The sequence below is a fragment of the Nocardioides sp. Root140 genome (genome assembly GCF_001426745.1).
In the GTDB taxonomy this organism is placed as follows: domain Bacteria; phylum Actinomycetota; class Actinomycetes; order Propionibacteriales; family Nocardioidaceae; genus Nocardioides.
The window spans coordinates 58,740-80,919 of record NZ_LMFI01000016.1; the positions used below are offsets into that span (position 1 = coordinate 58,740).

Sequence of the window (22,180 nt, forward strand, 5' to 3'; positions counted from 1 at the left end):
ACCTACTCCCCGAGCCGACGTTCGAAGCCCTCGGGGATGACGAGGTCGGCGGGGCTGAGCTGGTCGATCGAGGAGTGCCCCATGCCGAGCAGGGCGCTGTCGATGCCGCTGCGCAGGAGGTCGAGGACGTTCTCCACGCCGGCCTGGCCGTTGGCGCCCAGGCCCCACAGGTAGGCGCGACCGATCATCACCGCACGGGCGCCCAGGGCCAGCGCCTTCACGACGTCGCTGCCGCGCCGGATGCCGCCGTCCAGCACCACCTCGATGTCGTCGCCGACCGCTTCGGCGATGCCGGGAAGGACCCGGATCGGGGCGGGGGTGCCGTCGAGGTTGTTGCCGCCGTGGTTGGAGACCGAGATCGCGGTGACGCCGAGGTCGCGCGCCCGCTTGGCGTCGTCGAGGCGGCACACGCCCTTGAGCATGAACGGGCCACCCCACTCCTTCGCCATCCACTCGACGTCCTCCCAGGTGGGCGGCGGCGTGGTCATCCACTCGTAGTAGGCGGCGAAGAACGTCGGGCCCTTGCTCTCCCCGGGCGCGGCCAGGTTCGGCGCGGTCAGGTCCGGGATGTTGCGTTCCTTGGCGAACTGCCACGCCCACCGGGGACGGCGCGCCACCTCGGGAGCCAGCCGCAATGCCGACTTGAAGTCGATCTTCTCGGGGATCTCAGGGCTGCCCCAGTCACGTCCCATCGAGAAAGACCAGTCCAGGGTGGCGATCAGGCCCTTGGCGCCAGCTGCGCGGGCACGCTCCATGCGCTGGACCATCACCTCGCGGTCACCGGTCCAGTACATCTGGAAGAACGTGTTGGGGTTGGCCTCCACGACGTCCTCGACCGATCGGCTGGCGAAGTTGCTCAGCCCGATCACCGTGCCGCGCGCTGCCGCGGCCCTGGCCACCGCGACCTCACCGTCGGGGTGCACGGCTTGTACGCCGGTGGGCGACATGATCACCGGCAGGGAAATGTCGATGCCCATGACACTGGTGGCCATCGCACGTTCGGGGCGCTGGCCGGCGACGTGCGGTGCGAGTCCGAGCTCGCGGAACGCGGCCTCGTTGTCGGCAATGCTCTGGCCTCGTTCGGACCCGGCGACGAGTGCGCCGTAGACCGACTTCGGGAGCCGCTTCTTCGCGCGCTGCTGGGCGATCGCGACGGACTCGAACCAGGGATTCTGGGCCCAGGGGTTCTTGGACATGGGAGGAAACCTCTCGAAGGAGCTGGTGGATCTGGATCAGGCAATGGGCTCTGCCCGGCCAGCCGGCCAGACCGAGCGCACCGGACAGATCAAGGAGTGAAGCCGGCCAGCGGGTTCTCCGCGCACGCAGAGACCGGCGCCGACGTGGGCGGCGTGAAGTCGGTGGGTCGCTTCCCGAGCGTGAGCATCACCGGCTGGTTGCGTCCCGGAGTGGCCCGCGAGTGGTCCTGACTGGCGGCGGGAATGCTGCGATCAGCAGCCAGCGCGGACTCGCCGTACCCCTGCACGCACTCGGGGTCCGGACCGTCCATCGGCAGACCGGTGAAGAACTTCGCAGCCATGCAACCACCACGGCAGGAGTCGAAGAACTCGCACTTCGTGCAGGCCCCGGAGGTCTGCGGCGCGCGCAGGTCCTGGAACAGCTCGGAGGTCTGCCAGACTTCTGCGAAACCACCGTCGGCGAGCAGGTTGCCGGCCAGGAAGTTGTCGTGGATCGCGAACGGGCAGGCGTAGACGTCTCCGATCGGGTCGATCAGGCAGACCACGCGTCCGGCGCCGCAGAGGTTGAGGCCGGGCAGTGCCTCGCCGAATGCGGCGAGGTGGAAGAAGGAGTCTCCGGTGAGCACGTCCTCACCGTTGGCCATCAACCAGTCGTAGAGCTCGCGCTGCTGCTCGGGAAGCGGGTGCAGCTCGTCCCACACGTCGGCCCCGCGGCCGGAGGGACGCAGGCGGGTGAGGCGCAGCGTGGCGCCGTAGTGGTCGGCGATCGCCTTGAACTCGTCGAGCTGGCTGATGTTCTCCCGGGTGCAGACCACGGAGATCTTGGCGTCCTTGAAGCCGGCTTCCTGGAGGTTCTTCAGGGCCAGGATCGCGGTGTCGTAGGAGCCGGGGCCACGGACGTAGTCGTTGACCTCGGCGGTCGCGCCGTCGAGCGAGATCTGCACGTCGACGTAGTCGGTGGAGGCCAGGAAGCGGGCCCGTTCGGGGTTGAGCCGCACGCCGTTGGTGGAGAACTTCACGCCCACCTGATGGTCGACGGCGTACTGCAGGAGGTGCCAGAAGTCGGGACGGATCGTGGGCTCGCCGCCGCCGATGTTCACGTAGAACACCTGCATGCGCTGCAGCTCGTCGATCACCGCCTCGCACTGCTCGGTGGTCAGCTCGCGCGGGTCGCGGGTGCCACTGCTGGAGAGGCAGTGCGCGCACGCGAGGTTGCAGGCGTAGGTGAGCTCCCAGGTCAGGCAGATCGGCGCGTCGAGGCCGAGCTCGAACTGGTCGACCAGGGTGCCGCCCTGCGGTCGGGGTGCCTGCGGGCGTGGTGCGGTGATGGTCATCGCTGACCCTCCTTGCGGGGGTGGATCATGTCGGATTCGGCGAGCGTGGACAGTGCGCCGACGTACGCCGTGAACTGCTCTTCGGGCACGCCCGACTCACGCAGGGCTGTGCGTACGTCGGGTGCCGCGGCGAGTGCGCGTACGACGGTGACCAGCTCGGGTCGGCGCAGGAAGGACAGGCGTCGGTTGCCGAAGTGGTAGGCCAGGGCGCCGAACGGTTCGGGACGCAGCGCGACCCGGGGGTTGAGCCGCCACCCGTCCTCGAGACGGACCCCGACCCCGGCTTCGGGCAGGGCGTCGGGCGCGGTCTCGAGGACGGGCGCTGGTGCGGTGACTGACATCGGCTCAGTACACGCCGCACATGCCGTCGATCGAGACTTCCTCGACCAGCATCTCGGCAGTGAGCTCGTCAGTGTCGGCGGTGGTGTTCTCCGGGTTCTGCATGGTTCCTCCTCGGCTCGTATGACGTGGCCCACACATTAATGGCACTCAGGTGCGAAATGGAAGGGCGTCTCGGAAATCCTGTCCGAGCGGGTAGGTTCGCCCCGTGCAGAAGACAGGGCCGGGTCGTCCTCCCGCGACAAGTCACGCCCGGATCGAGGAGGTGGCCTTCCGGCTCTTCGACGAGCAGGGCTTCGAGAACACCACCGTCGACGAGATCGCGGCGGCCGCGGCCGTCAGCCGGCGCACGCTCTTCCGCTACTACCCCTCGAAGAACGACATCCCATGGGGTCGGTTCGACGAGAGCCTCGAGAGCCTCGCCGAGCACCTGCGCGAGATGCCGGCCGACCTCCCCGTCGCCGAAGCGGTCCAGGAGTCGGTCAAGGCGTTCAACTTCGTCGACCCCGATGCGGTGGTCCAACACCGACGCCGCATGCGGCTGCTGATGGAGACGCCGGCACTGCAGGCACACGCGGCACTGCGCCATGCCGCCTGGCGCGGCGTGATCGCGTCGTACGTCGCCGAGCGGCGCGGCCTGTCGCCCGACGACCTGCATCCACGCACGGTCGGCCGGGTCGCGCTGGCCCTCGCACTGTCGGCATACCAGCAGTGGCTCGAGGACGAGCGGGCCTCATTGCCCGACCTGCTCGACGAGACCTTCGAGGCCCTCCGAGTCCACGTCTCCGACGTCAGCGGATGAACCAGCGCCCGAGCAGCGTGCCGTCCTCCTCGAGGAGCAGCGCCAGCTCAAGGGGTACGTCGAGGGTGAGGCCTGCGGTGATGCGGGTGTGCGTGCCACCGACGAGGCGCGGGATCTGGGTGGCGCACAGCTCGTCGGCGACACCGGAGGCGAGCAGTCCGTCGAAGAGGTGGGGTCCGCCTTCGCAGAGCATGTCCCGGAACCCGCGCCCAGCAAGGGAATCCTTGAGTGCGGCGAGATCAACTCGTTCCTCACCCAGCACGAGCACGTTGTCCTCACCCAGCAGCGACCGGGCATCCGCGAGGCCGGGGGCCGTCGAGACGGTGGCCATCAGGACGCGACCGGGCTCGGCCTCGCGCAACAGGTCAGGCACCTGACCGCTGAGGCTGACCACGACGACCGGCTTGTCGGAAGGGCGGTAGTTCTCGGCGCGGGCGGTGCCGGCGCCGACGATGACCGCGTCGCACAGCTTGCGCAGCAGGTGGAAGACCCGGCCGTCCGCATCGTTGTTGATGGAGCCGCTGCGTCCGTCGCTTCCGGTCGCCGCGCCGTCGACGGTGCTGACGAAGTTCACGCGTAGCCACGGCGCGGACGGCGCGGCGTACAACGCGAGCAGGTCGTCGTCGGTGACAGACCCGCTCGTTGGTCGAGTAGGGCGTTCTGCGCCCGTATCGAGACCTTGGCCAGCAGACATCAGGACGCGCATTGCCACCTCGCCACCCAGTACTGGACGCCGAGCGGATCGCCGGAGTAGGTCATCTCACATGTGTGCTCGGCGCCGCCGGCCAACGCACCGAGCGCGCGGAAGGCCGGGACCCCGGCGGCCAACAGCTCCGCGCCCAGGTCGACCGACAGCGTGGCAAGTGTGTCCGCATCGCAGGCACGAAGCGCCGACTCGATCGTGGAGTCGAAAGTGAAGGCACGGTCGTCGAGGTGCCCGGGCGCCTTCTCCCCGCGGCGGGCAGAGCCGTCGCCGACGATCAGAACCCCTGTGCTGACTGGCGATTCCGACTCCGAGGTGGACACGACGATCTCGCGGTCGAAGCCCGCAGCCGACAGCAGCGACCGCGCCACTCGCTCGCCCAACGGCGTGGTGACCCCGCGCGCGACGTTCGCCGGATCAGCGGGCGAACACAGCACCTGGATGCGGTCGGGTGACGAGGCGACCAGCCAGCGCACGGAGTCCAGCGCCAGGGCGCGTACGCCGGCCAGCGGGTCGGCCGTGCCACCGGCGGCGATCATCAACGGTGTCGACGGGACGACCACCGCGTTCCAGCCGGATGAAGGAGCAGGGGTCATGCCAGGCCTCGCGTCACTCGGGCGGGCTGCCGGGAGCCCATGATCGTCGCGACCATGTCGACCACCTGGCGGGTCTCGACCACCTCGTGCACCCGATAGATGCGGGCGCCGGCCTGGGCGCAGAACGCCGTGGCGGCAAGGGTTCCGATGAGGCGCTCCCCCACGGGCAGGTCGAGGGACTCGCCGACGAAGTCCTTGTTGGACAGGGAGACCAGCACCGGCCACCCGGTGTCGACCATCTCGCCGAGGCGCCTGGTGACCTCCAACGAGTGCGCGGTGTTCTTGCCGAAGTCGTGGGCCGGGTCGATCACGATCGAGTCGCGTGAGACGCCCGCGGCCAGTGCGCGCTCCGCGTACGCCGTGGTGTCGGCGATCGCGGCGGCGACGACGTCGGCGTACTCAATGCGGTGCGGGCGGGTGCGCGGCGTGACGCCGCCGGTGTGCGTGCAGATGATGGCCGCGTCGAACTCCGCGGCAACGTCGACGAGCTCGGGGTCGGCGCCGCCCCACGCGTCGTTGAGGAGGTCGGCGCCCTCGCTGCACACCGCGCGGCCGACCTCAGCGCGCCAGGTGTCGACGGAGATCACCAGTGAGGGGTACGCCGAGCGCACGCGGCCCACGAACGACCCGACCCGGCTGATCTCCTCGGCGGCGTCGATCTCGACACCCGGCGCTGCCTTGATGCCGCCGATGTCGACGATCTCCGCACCCTCGTCGACGACCTGCGCGACCCGGTCGAAGGCACTGTCCTCCGCCCAGGTGGCGCCCTTGTCGTAGAACGAGTCGGGCGTCCGGTTGACGATGGCCATCATCAGGGAGGCGTCATCAGCGAACGCCTGCCGGCCGAGCTTGAGGGTCATCAGGCGCCTTCCGACAGGTCAGACAGGTCTGACGGGTTCGACAGCGAGGCAGCCGGCGGGCGTTCGGCGACCTCGACGGTGCGGGTGCTCGGCTGCACGCCCTCGCCGTCGGTGACCGGCACGAACTGCCGCAGGTCGACCGAGGAAATCGAGGAGCCGGAGACCCGCGCCTGGACGGCCGCGAGGATCTGCGTGGCCATCGCGCCCAGGTCGAGCAACGCCTGGTGGCTGTGCGCCCGGCGTCCGAGGTCGACCTGTGCGATCGCGTCCAGCCCCGGCCCACGCAGGGTGTCGATGAGCGCGGCCAGTTCGACGGCGTACCCGGTCGGCACCGACAGTTGCGCGAACCACGACCGGCGGACCGCCCACTCGCCGGCCAATGGCTGCACGAGACCGGCCAGCTGCGGGAAGAGCAGCGCGATCAGCGGACGGGCGACCAGCTCGGTGACGCGTCCCCCGTCGTACGAGGGCACGGCGGAGCCGTCGAGGAAGGGACGCTCGTAGAAGCCCTTCACCAGCGCCACGTCGGGCTCGGTGAGCAAGGGACCGAGCAGGCCGGGCACGAAGTGGGTGTCCCAGTCGAGCAGGTCGGCGTCCATGAAGACGATCACCTCGCCGGTCGTGACGAACTGCGACTTCCACATCGCCTCGCCCTTGCCGGGGCTCCAACCGAGATCGGGACGGATGTCGACGGCCCGGTGCACGACGGCCCCGGCGCCCTGCGCGATGGCGATCGTGTCGTCGGTCGAGTCCGAGTCGATGACCACGATCTCGTCGAGCAGCTCGACGGTCTCCATCAGCGCCTCACGCACCCGAGAGACCTGCCCGCCGACCGTGGCGGCCTCGTTGCGGGCCGGCATCACCAGACTGACCTTGGTCTCGCCCTTCGCCTTCATGAGATCGGCCAACGACCAGTCGCACCAGCGATAGGTCCGCCGCGCCGCCCAGTCGTCGATCACGCTGTCACCCTAGTTCGGCGCGTGAAGGGACCGCGCACAACCCCGCTGGTTGGGAAGGTCGCGCAGCGAGCGGCTCGGACCGGAGATGTGGCGTGGACTCACCCGCGCTCGAGCTGCAGTCGTCCCACCTGAGCGTCGGAAACCCGCACTGCCTTGAATGAACGTTTGTGCAAGACAGACTTTGAACAAACGTTCATTCAACGTGGGTCAGTCGTCGTCGAGCAGGCCCTTCTTCGCCGCTTTGGCGACCACACGTCGTACGTTCGTCAGCGAGCCGCAGCCTTCGTCGATCAGCTGGTTGCGTCGCGCGGCCCACTTCTCGCCGAGCTCGCGACGGACCCGGTCCGAGACCTCCTCGCGGGCAGGCGCGATGATGCTCAGCTCCTCCTCCGCGATGTGGTGGGCGACCATGTTGCTGAGCTCCTCGACGGCGTCCACGAAGGCCTTCGTGTCGGTGCCCTTCAGCTCGAGGACGGCGAGCAACGCCTCGTTGCCCTCGGCGTGCTCCTCCGAGCCGTGCTCGATGTCGTGGGCGTCGACGTCCTCGGCCTTGCGACGGAGGACCGGATAGACGATCTCCTCCTCCGCCTCACCATGGGCGATCAGGACGTCGGCGAAGGCATGGCGGACGGCATCACGATCGGCCGTGCCCTGGCGCAGCTGGGCCAGCAGCCGCTCGAAACGACGGTGGTCGTCGACGATCAGGTCGAGGACGTCGCCCGAAGTGGGGCGACCCAGGTCGATTCCAGTAGTCATGGGTCGACCGTACCTGCCCGGAGAGGCCCGATGGTCGAGCAGCGACGAAAGAGCCTCCGTCCCCGGTGGTCGAGCAGCGACGAAGGAACGTCCGTCGAGGCCACTCAGAACCAACGCTCGAGCTCCACGGCCACGCCGTCCTCCACCACTGTCCCGGTCGAGGCGTCGGCGGCATCATGCACTTCCTGCACGGCCTGCCCCATGGCCACTCCGCGGCCGGCCCACTGCAGCATCTCGATGTCGTTGTGCCCGTCGCCGATCGCCAGCACGTCGTCCCGCCGTACGCCGAGCTGCCCGGCGACGTACGCGAGCGCCGCGGCCTTGTTCACTCCCACCGGCGAGATGTCGAGCCAGCTGGACAGCTGCGCCACGTAGTCGGTGCTGGACAGCCCGAGCTCGTCCGCCAACGACGCGAGCGCGTCGGAGGAGCCTTCGGGGTGCCGGATCATCACCCGGCAGGCGGGGCGTACGCCGAGCTCGGCCGGGCTGGTCACCACGGACCCGCCGGACAGCTCCCCGCGTGGGAACAGGCGATTCACCCGATAGTCGAGCCCCGGCTCCTCGACCGCGACCATCGCATCGGGGAACCTCTCGAGCACCGCAGCCACGGCAGGTCGCGCGTCGAAGGTCGTGGCCCGCACGACCTCGAGCGGCGCGAAGCGCGCCACCACGGCACCGTTCGACCCGACCAACCAGCCGGGTGACGGCAGGCTGGCCAACCTGGCGACGTCCACGAGCCCGAGCGGCGATCGCCCGCTGGCGAGTACGACGGGAATGCCGGCACGCACCACGCGGGCCACGGCGTCGACCACGGCCGGCGCAATGGCCTCCTCGGACTTGTCGGTGCCGCGGACCCACTCCAGCAGGCAACCGTCGACGTCCAGCGCCACGAGTCCGGGTCGCCAGGTCATGCGAGCACAGTAGCGACCACCCTTCCGTGCGCCGCTATCACCCGAAATGGCGATTACCCCTCACTCCTGCCGGGTCCAGAGTGAAGCCATGAGGGCGGACAAAACGGTCAGCGCGCTCGCCGGCTTGTGCGCGGTTCTGCTCCTCTCGGCGGGCAGCTGCGTGGACGACGTGGCCAAGGGCGCCTCGAAGGGCGGCGGCGGGCTGGTCCGCTCCGAGGGAGATGACGCCATCGTGCTCGGGACCAGGCGCGCGGACGACATCCTCCTGCAGGTGCCGACAGCGATCCAGCCGACGTTGGGCGCCCGCCTCCGGTCCAGCGTCGACCAGCTGAGCAGCAACACCGAGGTGCAGGACGCCTTGGAGGGCCTCGCATGGGAGACGACGTGCGCTCTGGTGTTCGACAGGGTGCCCACGAGCCTCGACGAAGTCGCCAGCTTCCTGGTGGAACGGGCCGTCAGCTTCGGCATCTCGTTCTTCGACGAGGGCGAGCAGCAGATGGCCGAGATCGTCCTCGACGCGTTCAGCGAACAGGGAAACGAGGCCCAGGACGCATGCAACGACATGTACTCCCAGTAGCCGGCGATCCACTCGAGATCCGCGTGCACGGCATCGGCGACCACGACGACTGGTCCCAGTTGGGCAGCCCCACCTTGCTCGAGCGGCCACCGGAAGGACCCGAGGCGGCGCTCCCGCCAACTGTGCCTCAGCACGACCTCCTGCTGGTCAACTGGTCCCGCGCATCGCGTGGCGTTGCCGGCTTCCTCTGGTACGTCGCACTCCCATTCACCTTGGTCAATGCGGCGGGCTACATGACACCGCCCGACGGCCTTGGCCCGACGGCCGAACGACGCACCAGGTTCGCGGTCGTGCTCACCGGCCTGCTGCTCAGCCTGCTGACGTTCGTGTGGGCACTGGCCCTCGCGGAGACGATCGCGAGGCGGACGTTGGTCACCTGGACGTCCTCACCGGACGCCGGGCGCTGGCTCGCGGGGGCGATCGGGTTGGCGCTCATCGCGGGCATGCTGGGCCGGCAACGACGTACGGCTTCACACACCAAGCCCTTGGTGCTGTGGCTCAACGTGCTGCTGGTCGGCAGTGCCGCGGCCGTCACCGCGTTCACCCGGCCGGCCCACTGGCAGGTGACGTGGTCGAAGATGCCCGACTTCCTCACCACGTGGGGCCCGAGCGCGACCTTCGTGCAGGCGCCTGGGGACCAACCACCCGGTGAGTTCAAGGCCCTGGTCGCCAACGGCCAGCTCGTGCCGTACGTCGACCCGGTGGTCAGCGTGAGCCTCTTCTGCATCGTGGTCGTCGTGCTGACGGGTGCGGTCTTCGCGATCCGCGGGCTCATCGCGGCCGGAACCGGACGGCCGGCCACGCCGGAGTACGTCGTCGACGTGGCGCTGGTGGGCTCGGTGCTCCTGATGGTGTCTGTGGCGTCGGCGCTGCGGCTCTTCGCGGACAACCTCGTGCTCTACCTGTCGAACCATCACGTGCCGTTGTTCGCGGAACCGGGCGAGACCGCAGGATTCGGGAGCCGTGCGCTGCTGCCGCCCCGGAACAGGTTGTACGTCGGGCGGGACGACGCCCTGGTCGACATGCTTCCCCTGGTCGGACTGCTGGCCCTGCTTGCCTTCGCCCTGGCCTTCGTGGTGGCCAACTGGACTCCCCGAGGCGCAGGACGTCCGCGGTTCGGCAAGCGAGGTTCGACGCTCGCCAAGCGCCTTGCCGCCGCACGGTGGCACCGCCGTCTGGTCCTGAGTCTCGAATCGACGCTCGGTCCGACGATCCTGCTGTCGACGTTCCTCTGGGGAGTCTCCATGGCAATGGTCGTGAACTGGATACTGGACGGTTCGAATGCCACATGGGACCGCGCCATCTTCACGGTGCAAGCACTCTCGGTGCTGGCGATCTTCATGGTGGTGGCGGGGCGCAGCCTCCAGAAGGTCCGCAAGGTCGTCGGCATGGTCGCCGACGTGCTGGGCTTCTGGCCGGTCGCCAGCCACCCGTTTGCGGGCGCTTCCTACCGGAACCAGGTCGTCGACGGCATCATCGACGAAGTTCGTACAGCGGGCCGTCGCCCCACGGTGCTGATCGGACACAGTCAGGGATCCGTTCTCTGCGCATGGGCCGTGCACCGGATCCGCACGGAGGAGGAATTCCACGACACCGGCCCCGCCCTGACCCTGGTCACCTGCGGCTGCCCGCTCGAGTCGCTCTATCGCGAAGTCTTCCCTGCCTACTTCCCCGGCTCGTTCTACACCTCGATCTGGGCGACGACGCCGTGGCTCAACTTCTGGCGGGCCACGGATCCGATCGCGACTCCCCTGCCACTGCCCCAGCCTCAACCAGTGGACGCGACCACGGACAACCTCGAGATCGCCGACCCCGACGCGGCCCGCCGGCTGCAGGTCCACTCCGACTACTGGATCGCACCGGAACAGGTCGAACGGGTCGCGCTCTGCCTCCCTCAAGCCGGTCGACACCGGGACGTCGGTCGCAGGCCGGACGTCGTTCCAGCGGCCGGCAAGGCCAAGGGTTGAGGGCAAGGATCACCCGTCGGGTGCGGCGACACCACCCCGTCTCATGCCGCCTCGAGCATGCCGGCGCCGACCCACAGCGTGACGATCGACCAACCGTCGGAGTCAGGCGCAGCCACGGCGATGTGGCCCTCCCAACCGGCCGTCGGGCTCACTCGCCGCCAGCCGATGAGCAGGGCGGCCTGGCGGCCGTGCGGGCCGGCGTACCAGCAGTGCCGCAGGTCTGGTCGTTTCGAGACGGTTCCTGAGGAGGCGAGGAACGAGGCGTCTCGAAGGACGGGCGCCGGAGCGCCCTCCTCGCCCATCGAGTTGCGGCGGGTGGCGGCCACGCGCTCGGCCATCGTGCCGTGATCACCGAACCTGCGCGCGCCTCCTGCCATGCGGCAGATGCTAGGTCGACGTGGGGACAGCGGTCCCCGGAATCGACCTAGGAGGCCTCGCGCTCGGAGACCAGGTTGAGCGCGATGTCCATGATCATGTCCTCCTGGCCACCGACCAGACCACGGCGACCGCACTCGACCAGGATCGTGCGGACGTCGAGGCCGTAGCGCTCGGCGGCGGTCTCGGCGTGGCGCAGGAAGCTGGAGTAGACCCCGGCATACCCGAGCGTCAGCGTGGCGCGGTCGACCCGCACCGGGCGGTCCTGGAGCGGCCGCACGATGTCGTCCGCGGCGTCCTGGAGCGCGAACACGTCGCAGCGGTGGTCCCAGCCGTAGATGTCGGCGACCGCGATGAACGCCTCGATCGGGCAGTTGCCCGCCCCGGCGCCGTGACCGGCCAGGGAGGCGTCGACCCGGTAGATGCCGTTCTCGACAGCGACGACGGAGTTGGCCACCGACAGCGAGAGGTTCTCGTGCGCGTGGATGCCGATCTCGGTCTCCGGCTCGAGGATGTCGCGGTAGGCCTTGGCCCGCGCCTCGACGTCGGGCATGGTCAGGCGGCCGCCGGAGTCGGTGATGTAGACGCAGTGCGCGCCGTACGACTCCATCAGCTTCGCCTGGCGGGCCAGCTCCTCCGGGGGCGCCATGTGGCTCATCATCAGGAAGCCCGAGACGTCCATGCCGATCTCGCGGGCGGTCGCGATGTGCTGGGCCGAGACGTCGGCCTCGGTGCAGTGGGTGGCGACGCGCACGGAGCGGACCCCGAGGCTGTAGGCGTGCTTGAGCTCCTCGATGGTGCCGACGCCCGGGAGCAGCAGGGTGGTCAACCGGGCCTTGTCGATCGCGTCGGCCGCGGCCTCGATCCACTCCCAGTCGGTGTTCGAGCCGGGACCGTAGTTGACCGACCCACCGGCCAGCCCGTCGCCGTGGGCCACCTCGATGGCGTCCACGCCGGCGGCGTCGAGCGCCGACACGATGCGGCGTACGTCGTCGGGCTTGATGCGGTGGCGCACGGCGTGCATGCCGTCGCGCAGCGTGACGTCCTGGATGAAGAGCTCGGTGCTCATCGGCTGGTCTCCTTCTGGGCCGCGATCCGCTCGGCGACCTGGAGGCCGGCGGAGGTCATGATGTCGAGGTTGCCGGCGTACGCCGGGAGGTAGTGGGCCGCGCCCTCGACCTCGAGGAGCACGGTCACCTGGTGCGTGGGTCGGGTCGTGGAGCCCTCCGCGAGGAGCGTCTCGACCGGGGAGTCGGCGGCGATCTCGGTGATCTGCACCTGCTGCTTGAGCCGGTAGCCGGGCACGTACGCCGACACGTCGCCGACCATCTTCTCGACCGACGCGCGGATCTCGTCGTGCACGGACTCGTCAGCGGCGTCGACCAGGCAGAACACGGTGTCGCGCATGATCAACGGCGGCTCGGCCGGGTTGAGGATGATGATCGCCTTGCCCCGCTTCGCCCCGCCGACCGAGACGATCGCGTTCGACGTGGTCTCGGTGAACTCGTCGATGTTCGCGCGCGTGCCGGGGCCGGCCGACTTCGACGAGATCGAGGCGACGATCTCGGCGTACTGCACCGGCACCACCCGCGACACGGCGGCGACGATCGGGATCGTCGCCTGGCCACCGCAGGTCACCATGTTCACGTTCTGCGCGTCGATGTGCTCGTCGATGTTGACCGCGGGCACGACGAACGGGCCGATCGCCGCGGGCGTGAGGTCGATCAGCCGCTTGCCGTACGGCGCCAGGCGGGCGTTGTTGGCGATGTGCGCCTTGGCGGAGGTCGCGTCGAAGACGATCTCGATGTCGTCGAAGCCGTCCATCGCGATCAGGCCCTCGACACCCTCGGCGGTGGTGGGCACCTTGAAGCGTGCGGCGCGGGCCAGACCGTCGGACTCGGGGTCGATGCCGACCATGGCGCCCATCTCGAGGTGCTGCGAGTGGCGCATCACCTTGATCATCAGGTCGGTGCCGATGTTTCCGGAGCCGATGATGGCGACCTTCGTGCTCATGCGTTGTCCTCCTGCGTCGTGGTGCCGAACCGGGTGGAGACCGTGCCCAGTCCGGTGATGGTGGCGGTGACGTGGTCACCGGGTGCGAGCGGGCGCATCGGGCCGAGTGCGCCGGAGAGGATCACCTGGCCGGCGCGCAGCGGCTCACCGAACGTGCGGGCCTGGTGGGCCAGCCACGCCACGGCCTTGAGCGGGTCACCCAGGCAGGCGGCCCCGTTGCCGGTCGAGACCTCCTCGCCGTTGATCGACATCGTCATGGTGACGTCGACCGGCTCGACCTCGTCGAGCGTGAGGTGCTCGGTGCCGAGCACGTAGAGGCCGGACGAGGCGTTGTCGGCCACGGTGTCGGCGAAGGAGATGTCCCAGTCGCGGATCCGGCTGTCGACGATCTCGAGCGCGGCGACGGCGTAGTCGATCGCGCCGCGGATCTGGGCGTCGTCGAGCGGGCCCTCGGCCAGGTCGGCCTTCAGCACGAACGCGACCTCGGCCTCAGCCTTGGGCTGGATGAGTCGATCCGACGGGATGACCTCGCCGTCACCGAAGCCCATGTCGTCGAAGAGCACGCCGAAGTCGGGCTGGTCGACACCGAGCTGGGTCTGCACCGCCTCGGAGGTGGCGCCGATCTTGCGACCGACGACGCGCACGCCGCGCTCCACCTTGGCGGCGTTGAGCCGCTCCTGGATCTGGTAGGCGGCGGCCACGTCGTCGCGTCCGATGAGGTCGCGGACCGGCGTACAGGCCTCTCCGCCGAAGTGGGCGGCGACCAGGCGGTCGGCAGCCTCGGCGATCGCCTCCGGTGAGACGTCGGTCGTCGGCGCCGCGGCGGCGGCGGGGTGCGGGCTGGTGCTCATCAGCGACCTTAGGTGCGTGGGGGCGGGAACGTGTGACCCACACTCTCGCGTCGATTCACCACCGCGCGAGGGAAGCGTCCCGCTCAGCGATACGCTCTTCCGCGGAGGTTCCGATGGCCGAGGACGTTGACCTGGACACCGTCCTGGGCAAGGCGGTGACGATCCTGCGCGCCTTCCGCGCCGAGGACAAGGCGTTGCCGCTCGCCGAGCTCGTGCGGCGCACCGGCCTGCACAAGGCGACCGTGCACCGCCAGGTCGGTGAGCTGGTCGCGACCCGCCTGCTCGACCGGGTCGAGGGCGGCTACCGGCTCAGCGGCGGACTGTTCGAGCTGGGCATGCGGGCCTCGGTGGAGCGCAGCCTGCTCGAGGTGGCGATGCCGTTCCTCCAGGACCTCTACGAACGCACCCACGAGACCGTGCACCTGGGCATCCGTGAGGGCCACGAGGTCGTGTACGTCGCCAAGATCGGCGGCCACCGCCAGGCCGCGGCGCCCTCGCGCACGGGCGGCCGGATGCCGGTGCACTGCACCGCCATCGGCAAGGCGCTGCTCGCGTGGGCCGATCCCGAGCTGCGCCGCGAGGTGCTGGCCGGCCCGCTGGAACGACGTACGCCGCGCACCGTGGTCGCACCCGGCCTGCTCAGGCGACAGCTCGACGCCATCGTCGAGCGCGGGGTGTCCTACGAGCACGAGGAGTCGGCGGTCGGCATCGTGTGCGTCGCCGCGCCGGTGCTCGACGCCGACGAACGCCCGCTCGCCGCGGTCAGCGTCACCGGCCCGGTGACCCGCTTCCACCCGGAGTCACACGCCAACGCCGTACGCGCCGCGGCGGCCGGCATCGCCGCCACCATCGCCCGGCGCCGGGTGATGACCGACCGCTGATCGTCGCTTCGGGGCCGGCGCTCCGTTGCTTCGGGGGCGGCGCTGCCATCGGCGTTCACTTGAACCTGCAGTTCACACCGCTGGTCCGCTGATTGAGCGCGGGCACAGGACGTCGTACGGCGAACTGCATGCTCAGGTGAACGGATCCTCGAGACGCAGGACCAAATGCGGAGCGCCCGCCGCCGAGGGTTCCTCGGGCGACGGGCGCTGCACACCGGGTCAGGAGACCGGCGTCGCCTCACGTTGGTCGAGGGCGGGCTCCGTAGGGGCGTCGGCGTCCTTGCCGAACGTGCGCTTGAGCAGGGCACGCGAGGCCACCAGCGAGATGAACGTGGTGATCACGCCGAACGCGACCGGCAGCACGACGGTGCCGGAGGAGTCCAGCAGCCACTGGAGGATCAGCGGGGTCATGCCGCACAGTGCGCCGGACAGGCCGTAGGCCACCGAGATGCCGGTGTAGCGCACCTTGGTCGGGAAGGCCTGGGCGAGCATGCCGGCCATCACGGAGTAGAACATCACGTCCGGGATCGTGGCGACCACGGCGCCGAGCATGGCCAGCCAGTAGTTGCCGGTCGCCATCAGGATGAACATCAGCGCCAGCGCCGGGATCTCGATGCCGAGCAGGACCGTGACGATCTTGCGGACGTCGTACCTGGTGGTGAGCAGGGCACCGAAGGGCTGCACGAAGAACTGCAGCACGCTGGCGACCAGGATGATCGACAGGAACGAGTCGCGGGAGAAGTCGAGCTCCTTGGTGGCCCACGAGAGAGCGAACGTGTCACGGGCGTAGACCACCACGAACACGCAGAGGATCGAGAAGACACCGAGCGTGACCTCGCGGCCGTTGTGGCGGAACAGCTCGACGACCGGGACCTTGGCGGTCGCGTCGTTCTTCTTCAGCTTCTCCATCTCCGGCGACTCCTCGAGCCGGAGCCGGATCACCAGGCCCACGACCACGAGCACGGCGGAGAAAAGGAACGGTACGCGCCAGGCCCAGTCGAGCAGCGCCTGCTCGGGCAGCAGGCTGGTGACCGCGAGGAAGGCGAGGGTGGCCAGGATGCGGCCGGCCGGCGAGCCCTGCTGGGCGAAGGCACCGAAGAGGTAGCCGCGGTCCTTCTTGGTGTGCTCGGTCGCGATCAGCACCGCACCGCCCCACTCGCCGCCGACGGCGAGGCCCTGAACGAGCCGGAGCACGATCAGCCCGATCGGCGCGAGTGCACCGATGGTGGCGTACGTCGGGAGGAGGCCGACGCCGAACGTCGTGACACCCATCAGCATCAGGGTGAGGATCAGGGCGCGCTTGCGGCCGATCTTGTCGCCGAGGTGGCCGAACACCACACCGCCGATCGGGCGGGTGAGGAAGCCGACCGCGAAGGTCGCGAACGAGAGCAGGGTGGCCACGGCGGGGTCGGAGCCGCTGAAGAACAGCGGACCGAACACGAGGGCCGAGGCCGTGCCGTAGATGTAGAAGTCGTACCACTCGATGGTGGTGCCGACGAAGGCGGCGATGCCGGCCTTCCTCGCCATCCTCTCATCGGGGTTGAACCTGGTGGTGCTCGACATGGGGGGCTCCTTGGGGATGGTGCTAATTCGTGGCTGGCCGGCCTGTGACCGCATTCACGTTAGGTGGGTTTCGTGATGCACGTCCAACACCAAATCCGCACACCATTTGTGCCGTTTGAGGTATGAATACGGACGTGTGCGCCCTACTCGTCGGTCACTTCACCGGACGACGAGGGTCAGCGTCTCGGCGACGCAGACCGGCTTCGTGGCGCGGTCGCACTCGACCACCCACCGCACGGTCACCTGGTCGCCCGCGGGCACCTCACGGACGCCGACGATGGTGGGCGTGGCACGGATCCTGGACCCCACCGGGACGGGTGCCGGGAAGCGCACCTTGTTGACGCCGTAGTTGAGCCGTGAGGCCCCTGCCTCGAGCCGGTAGAGGGTCGCGGCGAAGGCCGGCAGCTTCGCCAGCGTGAGGTAGCCGTGCGCAATGGTGCCGCCGTACGCCGACGAGGCGGCGCGTTCGGGATCGACGTGGATCCACTGGTGGTCGCCGGTGAGATCGGCGAAACGGTCGACGGACTCCTGGTCGATCTCGACCCACTCCGTGGTGCCGAGGGGCTCGTCGACGACCTGCTGCACCTCGTCCATCGAGGCCAGCACGCGGGGCGCCATCAGGCGATCCGCTCGAAGACGGCGGCCAGGCCCTGGCCGCCACCGATGCACATGGTCTCGAGGCCGTAGCGGGCCCGGCGCCGGTGCAGCTCACGGGCCAGGGTGCCGAGCATGCGGACTCCCGTGGCACCGACGGGGTGGCCGAGCGAGATGCCGGAGCCGTGCACGTTGGTGCGCTCGTGGTCCTCGTCGGTGAACTTCCACTCGCGCATGACGGCGAGCGCCTGCGCGGCGAAGGCCTCGTTGAGCTCGATGACGTCCATGTCGGCGATCGTGAGGTCGGCCCGCGCCAGCGCCGCAGCGGTGGCGGGCACCGGGCCGATGCCCATGACGTCGGGACGCACCCCGGCCACCGACCAGCTGACCAGCCGGACCAGCGGAATCAGGCCGAGGTCCTCGGCAATGTCGGCGGTGGTGACCAGGCACATGGCTGCGGCGTCGTTCTGGCCGCTGGCGTTGCCGGCGGTGACCGTGGACTCGGGGTCGTCACGCAGGATCGGCTTCAGGCGGGCCAGCGACTCGAGGGTGGTGTCGGCGCGCGGGTGCTCGTCGGTCTCGACGACCACGTCGCCCTTGCGGGAGGGAACGGTCACGGGGACGATCTCCTCGGCGAGGATGCCGGACTGCTGGGCGGCCACGGCGCGTTCGTGCGAGCTGACCGCCAGACGGTCCTGCTCCTCGCGACTGATGGCGTACTCCCGGCGCAGGTTCTCCGCCGTCTCGAGCATGCCTCCGGGAACCGGGTGGAAGCGGCCTCCGGGGGTCTGCCGCCCGCGGGTCAGGCCGTCGTGGATCTGGACACCGTTGCGGGCTCCGCCCCAGCGCATGTCGAGGGAGTAGAAGGCCACGTTGCTCATCGACTCGGCACCACCGGCGACGACGACGTCGCTGGCCCCGCTGGCCACCTGCATCGCGGCATTGATCACGGCCTGCAGGCCGGACCCGCAGCGCCGGTCGACCTGCTGGCCGCCGACGCTGACCGGCAGGCCGGCGTCGAGACCGACGACCCGGCCGATCGCGGGCGCCTCGGCGTTGGGGTAGCAGTGGCCGAGGATCACGTCGTCGATGCGGTCGGGGTCCACCCCGGTGCGGGCGAGGAGGCCCTGGAGGGCGGTCACGCCGAGGTCGACCGGGCTGAGGTCCTTGAAGACCCCGCCGTAGCGGCCGATGGGGGTGCGGACGGGTTCGCAGATGACGACGTCGCGGGAGCTGTTCATGGTGGTGCCTTTCAGGGGAGATCGGTGTCGGCGGTGAGGGTGACCAGGACCCGGTCGTCGAGGTCGCACAGGGCGACCTCGGTCGAGTCGGTGCCCGAGCCGGTGTCGGAGTCGGTGCCGGCGGTCAGCGAGATGCGGGCGGGTTGCGCGCAGAAGAGCGGTGCCAGGTTGCGGTGCCGCAACCGGCGCGGGGCGGCCGAGTCGCCGAGGCGCAGGGCCTCGGCCAGCAACAGCGTGGACAACGGTCCGTGCACGACCAGGCCGGGGTAGCCCTCGACCCGGGTCGCGTACGGCCAGTCGTAGTGGATGCGGTGCGGGTTGGCGGTGGCCGCGCTGAACCGCATCAGCAGGGTCGGGTCGGTGACCACGTCCCAACCGTCATCGGTCGCTCGCAGCGGTGGGCCGGTTGGCTCCAGCTCGGATGCCGGTTGCGGGTCGGCACCGCTGTCGACGACCGACGGGCCGTCGCGGAACACCAGGTCCTGCCGTTCCTCGATGCGTACGTCGTCCGCCGGCCCGCGCAGCACGTGACGGACCCGGACCACGACGAAGTCGCCGCTGCGGCCGCTCTTCTCGTCGACGGACTCGACGATCGACTCGCGGCGTACCCGCTCCCCCACGCGCAGCGGGGCGTGCAGCTCCAGCGATCCGCCGGCGAACATCCGCCGGGGCTGGGGCAACGGCGGCAGCAGGCCACCACGGTGGGGATGGCCGTCGACCCCGAGCTGGGAGGAGAGCGGCCAGGCCGGCAGTGCGACCCAGTGCCACAGGGGCGGCAGGTCGTCACCCTCGGCCGGGACCGGTGCCCCCGAGTCGAGAAGTGCTGCGAGCGCCGCGACCCGGCCGGGGTCGACGTACTCCTCGCTGGTCACCTCGTGCGGCGACCAGCCGGTGCCTTGCTGATCGGTGGTGGACACGGTCACATGAACCGTCCGCCGGTCACCTCGGCGACCGTGCCGGTCATGTACGACGACAGGTCCGAGGCGTAGAAGACGGCGACCGACGCGACCTCGGCCGGCTCGCCGGCGCGGGCCATCGGGATCTCGGCCATCTTGCCGTCCCATGCCTTCTGCGGCATGGCCTCGGTCATCGCCGAGCGGATCAGGCCGGGCTGGATCGCGTTGATCCGCACGCCGTGGTGCGCCATCTCCTTGGCGGCCGCCTTGGTCATGCCGACAATGCCTGCCTTGGCGGCGGAGTAGTTGGTCTGGCCGATCATGCCGACCTTGCCCGAGAGCGACGAGATGTTCACGATCGCACCGGACTTCACCTCACGCATCCGGGCGGCGGCCAGGCGGGTGCCGTTCCAGCAGCCCTTGAGGTGCACGGAGATGACCTGGTCGAAGTGCTCCTCGGTCATCGTGCGCATCGTGGCGTCGCGGGTGATGCCGGCGTTGTTGACCACGATGTCGAGCGAGCCGTACGTCGACTGCGCCAGGTCGAGCGCGGCCTCGACGTCGTCGGCCTTCACCACGTCGCAGGCGATGCCGACGGCGACGTCGGGTCCACCCAGGCCCTTGGCGGCGAGCTCGGCGGCGGCACCGTCGAGGTCGGCCAGCACGACCCGCGCACCCTGCGCGACGTAGGCCTCGGCGATGGCCAGGCCGATGCCCTGGGCGCCACCGGTGATGACGGCGGTCTTGTTCTCGAGCAGGTTCATCAGGAGTTCCCCTTCTGGGAGTGTGCGTCTCGGGCCACCACTTGGGCCGCGATGACGTTGCGTTGGATCTCGTTGGTGCCCTCGCCGACGATCATCAGCGGGGCGTCACGGAAGTAGCGCTCGACGTCGTACTCACGCGAGTAGCCGTAGCCGCCGTGCACGCGGATCGCGTCGAGGGCGACCTCCATGGCCGCCTCGGAGGCGAACAGCTTGGCCATCCCGGCCTCCATGTCGGCGCGCTTGCCCTCGTCGAGGCGCTCGGCCGCGTCGACCGTCATCAGCCGGGCGGCGCGGACCTTGGTGGCCATGTCGGCGATGAGGTTGCCGACCGACTGGTGCTTCCAGATCGGCTTGCCGAACGACTCGCGCTGCTGCGCGTAGGAGACGGCGTCACCGAGTGCGGCCTGGGCCACGCCGACCGCACGGGCGGCGACCTGGATCCGGCCCACCTCGAGGCCGCGCATCATGTGGCCCCACCCGAGGTCGGGCTCGCCACCGAGCACGGCGTCGGCCGGGACCCGCATCGAATCGAAGACCAGCTCGCAGGCCTCGACGCCGCGGTAGCCGAGCTTGGGGATCTTCTCGCTGACGGTCATGCCGTCGCCGGGCTCGACCAGCAGCACGCTCATGCCGCGGTGGGCGGGCTCGGCGTCGCGGTCGGTGACGCAGAGCAGCCCGATCAGGCCGGCGTGCTGGGCGTTGGAGATCCAGGTCTTGGAGCCGCGGATGACGTAGTGGTCGCCGTCGCGGACGGCGTACGTGCGCATCGCCTGGAGGTCGCTGCCGCCGGACGGCTCGGTGAGCGCCATCGTCGCCCGGATCGAGCCGTCGGCCATCGCCGGGAGGTACGTCGCCTTCTGCGCGTCGGTGCCGAACGTGCGGATCAGGTAGGAGATCACCGAGTGGCCGCCGATCGCGCCGGCCAGGCTCATCCAGCCACGGGCCAGCTCTTCGGTGACCCGGGCGAAGCAGGCCGTGCTGACGTCGACGCCGCCGTGCTCGGCGGGGACGAGGAGCCCGAAGAAGCCGAGCTTCTTCATCTCCTCGATGAACTCCTCGGGGTAGGTGTCGGTCGACTCGTACTCGCGCACGTTCGGCCGCACCCGCTCGTCGACGAAGTCGGCGACCAGTCGGACCATGTCCTTCTCGTCGGGTGTCAGCGTGCTCATGGGGTGCCTCCGGTTTCGGTGGTGCTGCTGGTGAGGATGCGTCGGGCCCGGTCGACCACGGGCAGGTCGACCATGCGGCCGTCGACGAGGAGTACGCCGTCCCCGGCGGCCTCGGCCGCGGTGACGACCCGCTGTGCCCACGCCACTTCGGTGGCGTCGGGCGCGAAGGTGGCCGCGGTCGGGGCGACCTGGGCCGGGTGGATGCAGAGCTTGCCGGCGAAGCCCAGGGCGGCGGCCCGGCGTACGTCGGCAACGAGTCGGTCGGCGTCGCGCACGTCACCGGTCACCCCGTCGACCGGTCCGGCGAGGCCCGCGGCGGCAGACGCCAGGACCAGGGCGCCACGGGCGGACGCCATCGCGGCGACGTCCTCGGGATCGACGCCGAGCTCGGTGGCCAGGTCGTAGGTGCCGAGGGCGAGCCGGACCACGCCCGGGACGGCGGCGATCGGCTCCGCGCGGAGGACGCCGCGGGCCGTCTCGAGAAGCGCGACGACCCGCGCGCCGTCACCCAGCGAGGCGACCGTGGCGGCGACGGCTGCGGGGTCCTGGGCCTTGGGCAGCATGACGGTGCATGCCACGCCGCTCGCCAGGAGCTCGGAGAGCGCGGCCAGGTCGGCGTCGTGCCACGGGGTGCCGTGGGCGTTGACCCGCACAGCGGCGGCCGTCGTGGTGGTGCGCAGCCAACTGACGACGTCGTCGCGGGCGCGGTCCTTGGCGTCGGGTGCCACGGCGTCCTCGAGGTCGAGGACCACGAGGTCCGCACCGGCTGCGGCCGCCTTGTCGAAGCGGTCGGGCCGGTCGCCCGGGACGAAGAGCAGGGTGCGTGCGTCCAT

The 22,180-nt window shown here is 70.0% G+C and carries 25 protein-coding genes; 4 read left to right on the forward strand and 21 right to left on the reverse strand.

Features of this window, described 5'->3' with window-relative positions; all coding sequences use genetic code 11:
- Positions 1-2: 2 nt before the first annotated feature.
- The 4 genes from mftD to mftA all read right to left on the reverse strand — a co-directional run bounded on the left by mftD (position 3) and on the right by mftA (position 2,974).
- Entirely contained in the window at positions 3-1,196 is a 1,194-nt protein-coding gene (gene mftD, locus ASD30_RS24260) for a pre-mycofactocin synthase MftD (protein WP_056688419.1), read from the reverse strand.
- A gap of 89 nt (positions 1,197-1,285) precedes the next feature.
- A complete protein-coding gene (gene mftC, locus ASD30_RS24265) occupies positions 1,286-2,530 on the reverse strand; it encodes a mycofactocin radical SAM maturase (protein ID WP_056688421.1) in 1,245 nt (414 codons plus the stop codon).
- A complete protein-coding gene (gene mftB / locus ASD30_RS24270; protein WP_082564151.1) occupies positions 2,527-2,871 on the reverse strand; it encodes a mycofactocin biosynthesis chaperone MftB in 345 nt (114 codons plus the stop codon). Before mftB ends, mftC begins: the two co-directional genes overlap by 4 nt.
- Positions 2,872-2,875: 4 nt before the next feature.
- Positions 2,876-2,974, reverse strand: coding sequence for a mycofactocin precursor MftA (gene mftA, locus ASD30_RS26220; protein ID WP_156388536.1), 99 nt, complete (start codon positions 2,972-2,974; stop codon positions 2,876-2,878).
- Positions 2,975-3,077: 103 nt separating this feature from the next.
- On the opposite strand from mftA, the gene mftR reads away from it, so the two are divergent.
- Positions 3,078-3,671 (forward strand): mycofactocin system transcriptional regulator, encoded by a 594-nt coding sequence (gene mftR, locus ASD30_RS24275; RefSeq protein WP_056688424.1) that lies wholly within the window; start codon positions 3,078-3,080, stop codon positions 3,669-3,671.
- On the opposite strand, the gene ASD30_RS24280 is transcribed toward mftR, so the two are convergent.
- From ASD30_RS24280 to ASD30_RS24305, 6 genes are all read right to left on the reverse strand, one after another.
- On the reverse strand, positions 3,661-4,245 hold the full coding sequence (locus tag ASD30_RS24280) for a dihydrofolate reductase family protein (RefSeq protein WP_235529962.1): 585 nt from the start codon (positions 4,243-4,245) through the stop codon (positions 3,661-3,663). The genes mftR and ASD30_RS24280 overlap by 11 nt on opposite strands.
- Before the next feature lie 119 nt (positions 4,246-4,364).
- Positions 4,365-4,970 (reverse strand): hypothetical protein, encoded by a 606-nt coding sequence (locus tag ASD30_RS24285; protein WP_156388537.1) that lies wholly within the window; start codon positions 4,968-4,970, stop codon positions 4,365-4,367.
- Positions 4,967-5,830: a dihydropteroate synthase gene (gene folP, locus ASD30_RS24290; RefSeq protein ID WP_056688433.1), complete on the reverse strand. Its 864-nt coding sequence runs from the start codon at positions 5,828-5,830 to the stop codon at positions 4,967-4,969. The genes ASD30_RS24285 and folP overlap by 4 nt, the downstream gene beginning before the upstream one ends.
- Positions 5,830-6,789 (reverse strand): glucosyl-3-phosphoglycerate synthase, encoded by a 960-nt coding sequence (locus ASD30_RS24295; RefSeq protein ID WP_056688437.1) that lies wholly within the window; start codon positions 6,787-6,789, stop codon positions 5,830-5,832. Before ASD30_RS24295 ends, folP begins: the two co-directional genes overlap by 1 nt.
- Before the next feature lie 207 nt (positions 6,790-6,996).
- Positions 6,997-7,545, reverse strand: a complete 549-nt coding sequence (locus tag ASD30_RS24300) for a hemerythrin domain-containing protein (RefSeq protein WP_056688440.1) — start codon at positions 7,543-7,545, stop codon at positions 6,997-6,999.
- 104 nt (positions 7,546-7,649) lie between these two features.
- Positions 7,650-8,456 (reverse strand): HAD family hydrolase, encoded by an 807-nt coding sequence (locus ASD30_RS24305; RefSeq protein WP_056688444.1) that lies wholly within the window; start codon positions 8,454-8,456, stop codon positions 7,650-7,652.
- Positions 8,457-8,544: 88 nt separating this feature from the next.
- On the opposite strand from ASD30_RS24305, the gene ASD30_RS24310 reads away from it, so the two are divergent.
- Both ASD30_RS24310 and ASD30_RS24315 read left to right on the forward strand, forming a co-directional pair.
- Positions 8,545-9,033 carry a hypothetical protein gene (locus tag ASD30_RS24310; protein WP_056688447.1) on the forward strand — a complete coding sequence of 163 codons (489 nt, stop codon included), beginning with the start codon at positions 8,545-8,547 and terminating at the stop codon, positions 9,031-9,033.
- Entirely contained in the window at positions 9,009-11,000 is a 1,992-nt protein-coding gene (locus tag ASD30_RS24315; RefSeq protein ID WP_156388538.1) for a hypothetical protein, read from the forward strand. Before ASD30_RS24310 ends, ASD30_RS24315 begins: the two co-directional genes overlap by 25 nt.
- Before the next feature lie 41 nt (positions 11,001-11,041).
- Here ASD30_RS24315 and ASD30_RS24320 read toward each other — a convergent pair whose 3' ends face one another.
- From ASD30_RS24320 to ASD30_RS24335, 4 genes are read right to left on the reverse strand one after another with little or no spacing between them, the layout of a single operon-like run.
- A complete protein-coding gene (locus ASD30_RS24320) occupies positions 11,042-11,377 on the reverse strand; it encodes a hypothetical protein (RefSeq protein WP_156388539.1) in 336 nt (111 codons plus the stop codon).
- 47 nt (positions 11,378-11,424) lie between these two features.
- Positions 11,425-12,444 carry a 4-hydroxy-2-oxovalerate aldolase gene (dmpG, locus tag ASD30_RS24325; protein WP_056688457.1) on the reverse strand — a complete coding sequence of 340 codons (1,020 nt, stop codon included), beginning with the start codon at positions 12,442-12,444 and terminating at the stop codon, positions 11,425-11,427.
- Positions 12,441-13,388, reverse strand: coding sequence for an acetaldehyde dehydrogenase (acetylating) (locus ASD30_RS24330; RefSeq protein ID WP_056688460.1), 948 nt, complete (start codon positions 13,386-13,388; stop codon positions 12,441-12,443). Before ASD30_RS24330 ends, dmpG begins: the two co-directional genes overlap by 4 nt.
- Positions 13,385-14,239, reverse strand: a complete 855-nt coding sequence (locus ASD30_RS24335) for a 2-keto-4-pentenoate hydratase (RefSeq protein ID WP_056688463.1) — start codon at positions 14,237-14,239, stop codon at positions 13,385-13,387. The genes ASD30_RS24330 and ASD30_RS24335 overlap by 4 nt, the downstream gene beginning before the upstream one ends.
- A 113-nt stretch (positions 14,240-14,352) precedes the next feature.
- Here ASD30_RS24335 and ASD30_RS24340 point away from each other — a divergent pair, with 113 nt between their 5' ends.
- A complete protein-coding gene (locus ASD30_RS24340; protein WP_056688466.1) occupies positions 14,353-15,120 on the forward strand; it encodes an IclR family transcriptional regulator in 768 nt (255 codons plus the stop codon).
- Between the two features lie 219 nt (positions 15,121-15,339).
- Here ASD30_RS24340 and ASD30_RS24345 read toward each other — a convergent pair whose 3' ends face one another.
- From ASD30_RS24345 to ASD30_RS24375, 7 genes are all read right to left on the reverse strand, one after another.
- The gene (locus tag ASD30_RS24345; RefSeq protein ID WP_056688469.1) at positions 15,340-16,683 is read right to left on the reverse strand and encodes an MFS transporter; all 1,344 of its coding nucleotides are present in this window, start codon (positions 16,681-16,683) and stop codon (positions 15,340-15,342) included.
- Between the two features lie 159 nt (positions 16,684-16,842).
- Positions 16,843-17,301: a MaoC family dehydratase gene (locus tag ASD30_RS24350; protein ID WP_056688472.1), complete on the reverse strand. Its 459-nt coding sequence runs from the start codon at positions 17,299-17,301 to the stop codon at positions 16,843-16,845.
- A complete protein-coding gene (locus ASD30_RS24355) occupies positions 17,301-18,518 on the reverse strand; it encodes an acetyl-CoA C-acetyltransferase (RefSeq protein WP_056688475.1) in 1,218 nt (405 codons plus the stop codon). The genes ASD30_RS24350 and ASD30_RS24355 overlap by 1 nt, the downstream gene beginning before the upstream one ends.
- Before the next feature lie 11 nt (positions 18,519-18,529).
- Positions 18,530-19,435 carry an FAS1-like dehydratase domain-containing protein gene (locus ASD30_RS24360; protein WP_082564176.1) on the reverse strand — a complete coding sequence of 302 codons (906 nt, stop codon included), beginning with the start codon at positions 19,433-19,435 and terminating at the stop codon, positions 18,530-18,532.
- A 2-nt stretch (positions 19,436-19,437) separates the two neighbouring features.
- Positions 19,438-20,178: a 3-oxoacyl-ACP reductase FabG gene (gene fabG / locus ASD30_RS24365; RefSeq protein WP_056688480.1), complete on the reverse strand. Its 741-nt coding sequence runs from the start codon at positions 20,176-20,178 to the stop codon at positions 19,438-19,440.
- Positions 20,178-21,347, reverse strand: a complete 1,170-nt coding sequence (locus ASD30_RS24370; protein ID WP_056688482.1) for an acyl-CoA dehydrogenase family protein — start codon at positions 21,345-21,347, stop codon at positions 20,178-20,180. The genes fabG and ASD30_RS24370 overlap by 1 nt, the downstream gene beginning before the upstream one ends.
- Positions 21,344-22,180 (reverse strand): HpcH/HpaI aldolase/citrate lyase family protein, encoded by an 837-nt coding sequence (locus ASD30_RS24375; RefSeq protein WP_056688485.1) that lies wholly within the window; start codon positions 22,178-22,180, stop codon positions 21,344-21,346. Before ASD30_RS24375 ends, ASD30_RS24370 begins: the two co-directional genes overlap by 4 nt.

Excerpts from the sequence above, each read along its gene's own strand:
- mftD (WP_056688419.1), bottom strand. The coding sequence starts at position 1,196 with ATGTCCAAGAACCCCTGGGCCCAGAATCCCTGGTTCGAGTCCGTCGCG.
- mftC (WP_056688421.1), bottom strand. The coding sequence starts at position 2,530 with ATGACCATCACCGCACCACGCCCGCAGGCACCCCGACCGCAGGGCGGC.
- mftB (WP_082564151.1), bottom strand. The coding sequence starts at position 2,871 with ATGTCAGTCACCGCACCAGCGCCCGTCCTCGAGACCGCGCCCGACGCC.
- mftA (WP_156388536.1), bottom strand. The coding sequence starts at position 2,974 with ATGCAGAACCCGGAGAACACCACCGCCGACACTGACGAGCTCACTGCC.
- ASD30_RS24285 (WP_156388537.1), bottom strand. The coding sequence starts at position 4,970 with ATGACCCCTGCTCCTTCATCCGGCTGGAACGCGGTGGTCGTCCCGTCG.
- folP (WP_056688433.1), bottom strand. The coding sequence starts at position 5,830 with ATGACCCTCAAGCTCGGCCGGCAGGCGTTCGCTGATGACGCCTCCCTG.
- ASD30_RS24300 (WP_056688440.1), bottom strand. The coding sequence starts at position 7,545 with ATGACTACTGGAATCGACCTGGGTCGCCCCACTTCGGGCGACGTCCTC.
- ASD30_RS24305 (WP_056688444.1), bottom strand. The coding sequence starts at position 8,456 with ATGACCTGGCGACCCGGACTCGTGGCGCTGGACGTCGACGGTTGCCTG.
- ASD30_RS24310 (WP_056688447.1), top strand. The coding sequence starts at position 8,545 with ATGAGGGCGGACAAAACGGTCAGCGCGCTCGCCGGCTTGTGCGCGGTT.
- ASD30_RS24315 (WP_156388538.1), top strand. The coding sequence starts at position 9,009 with ATGCAACGACATGTACTCCCAGTAGCCGGCGATCCACTCGAGATCCGC.
- ASD30_RS24320 (WP_156388539.1), bottom strand. The coding sequence starts at position 11,377 with ATGGCAGGAGGCGCGCGCAGGTTCGGTGATCACGGCACGATGGCCGAG.
- dmpG (WP_056688457.1), bottom strand. The coding sequence starts at position 12,444 with ATGAGCACCGAGCTCTTCATCCAGGACGTCACGCTGCGCGACGGCATG.
- ASD30_RS24330 (WP_056688460.1), bottom strand. The coding sequence starts at position 13,388 with ATGAGCACGAAGGTCGCCATCATCGGCTCCGGAAACATCGGCACCGAC.
- ASD30_RS24335 (WP_056688463.1), bottom strand. The coding sequence starts at position 14,239 with ATGAGCACCAGCCCGCACCCCGCCGCCGCCGCGGCGCCGACGACCGAC.
- ASD30_RS24340 (WP_056688466.1), top strand. The coding sequence starts at position 14,353 with ATGGCCGAGGACGTTGACCTGGACACCGTCCTGGGCAAGGCGGTGACG.
- ASD30_RS24345 (WP_056688469.1), bottom strand. The coding sequence starts at position 16,683 with ATGTCGAGCACCACCAGGTTCAACCCCGATGAGAGGATGGCGAGGAAG.
- ASD30_RS24350 (WP_056688472.1), bottom strand. The coding sequence starts at position 17,301 with ATGGCGCCCCGCGTGCTGGCCTCGATGGACGAGGTGCAGCAGGTCGTC.
- ASD30_RS24355 (WP_056688475.1), bottom strand. The coding sequence starts at position 18,518 with ATGAACAGCTCCCGCGACGTCGTCATCTGCGAACCCGTCCGCACCCCC.
- fabG (WP_056688480.1), bottom strand. The coding sequence starts at position 20,178 with ATGAACCTGCTCGAGAACAAGACCGCCGTCATCACCGGTGGCGCCCAG.
- ASD30_RS24370 (WP_056688482.1), bottom strand. The coding sequence starts at position 21,347 with ATGAGCACGCTGACACCCGACGAGAAGGACATGGTCCGACTGGTCGCC.
- ASD30_RS24375 (WP_056688485.1), bottom strand. The coding sequence starts at position 22,180 with ATGGACGCACGCACCCTGCTCTTCGTCCCGGGCGACCGGCCCGACCGC.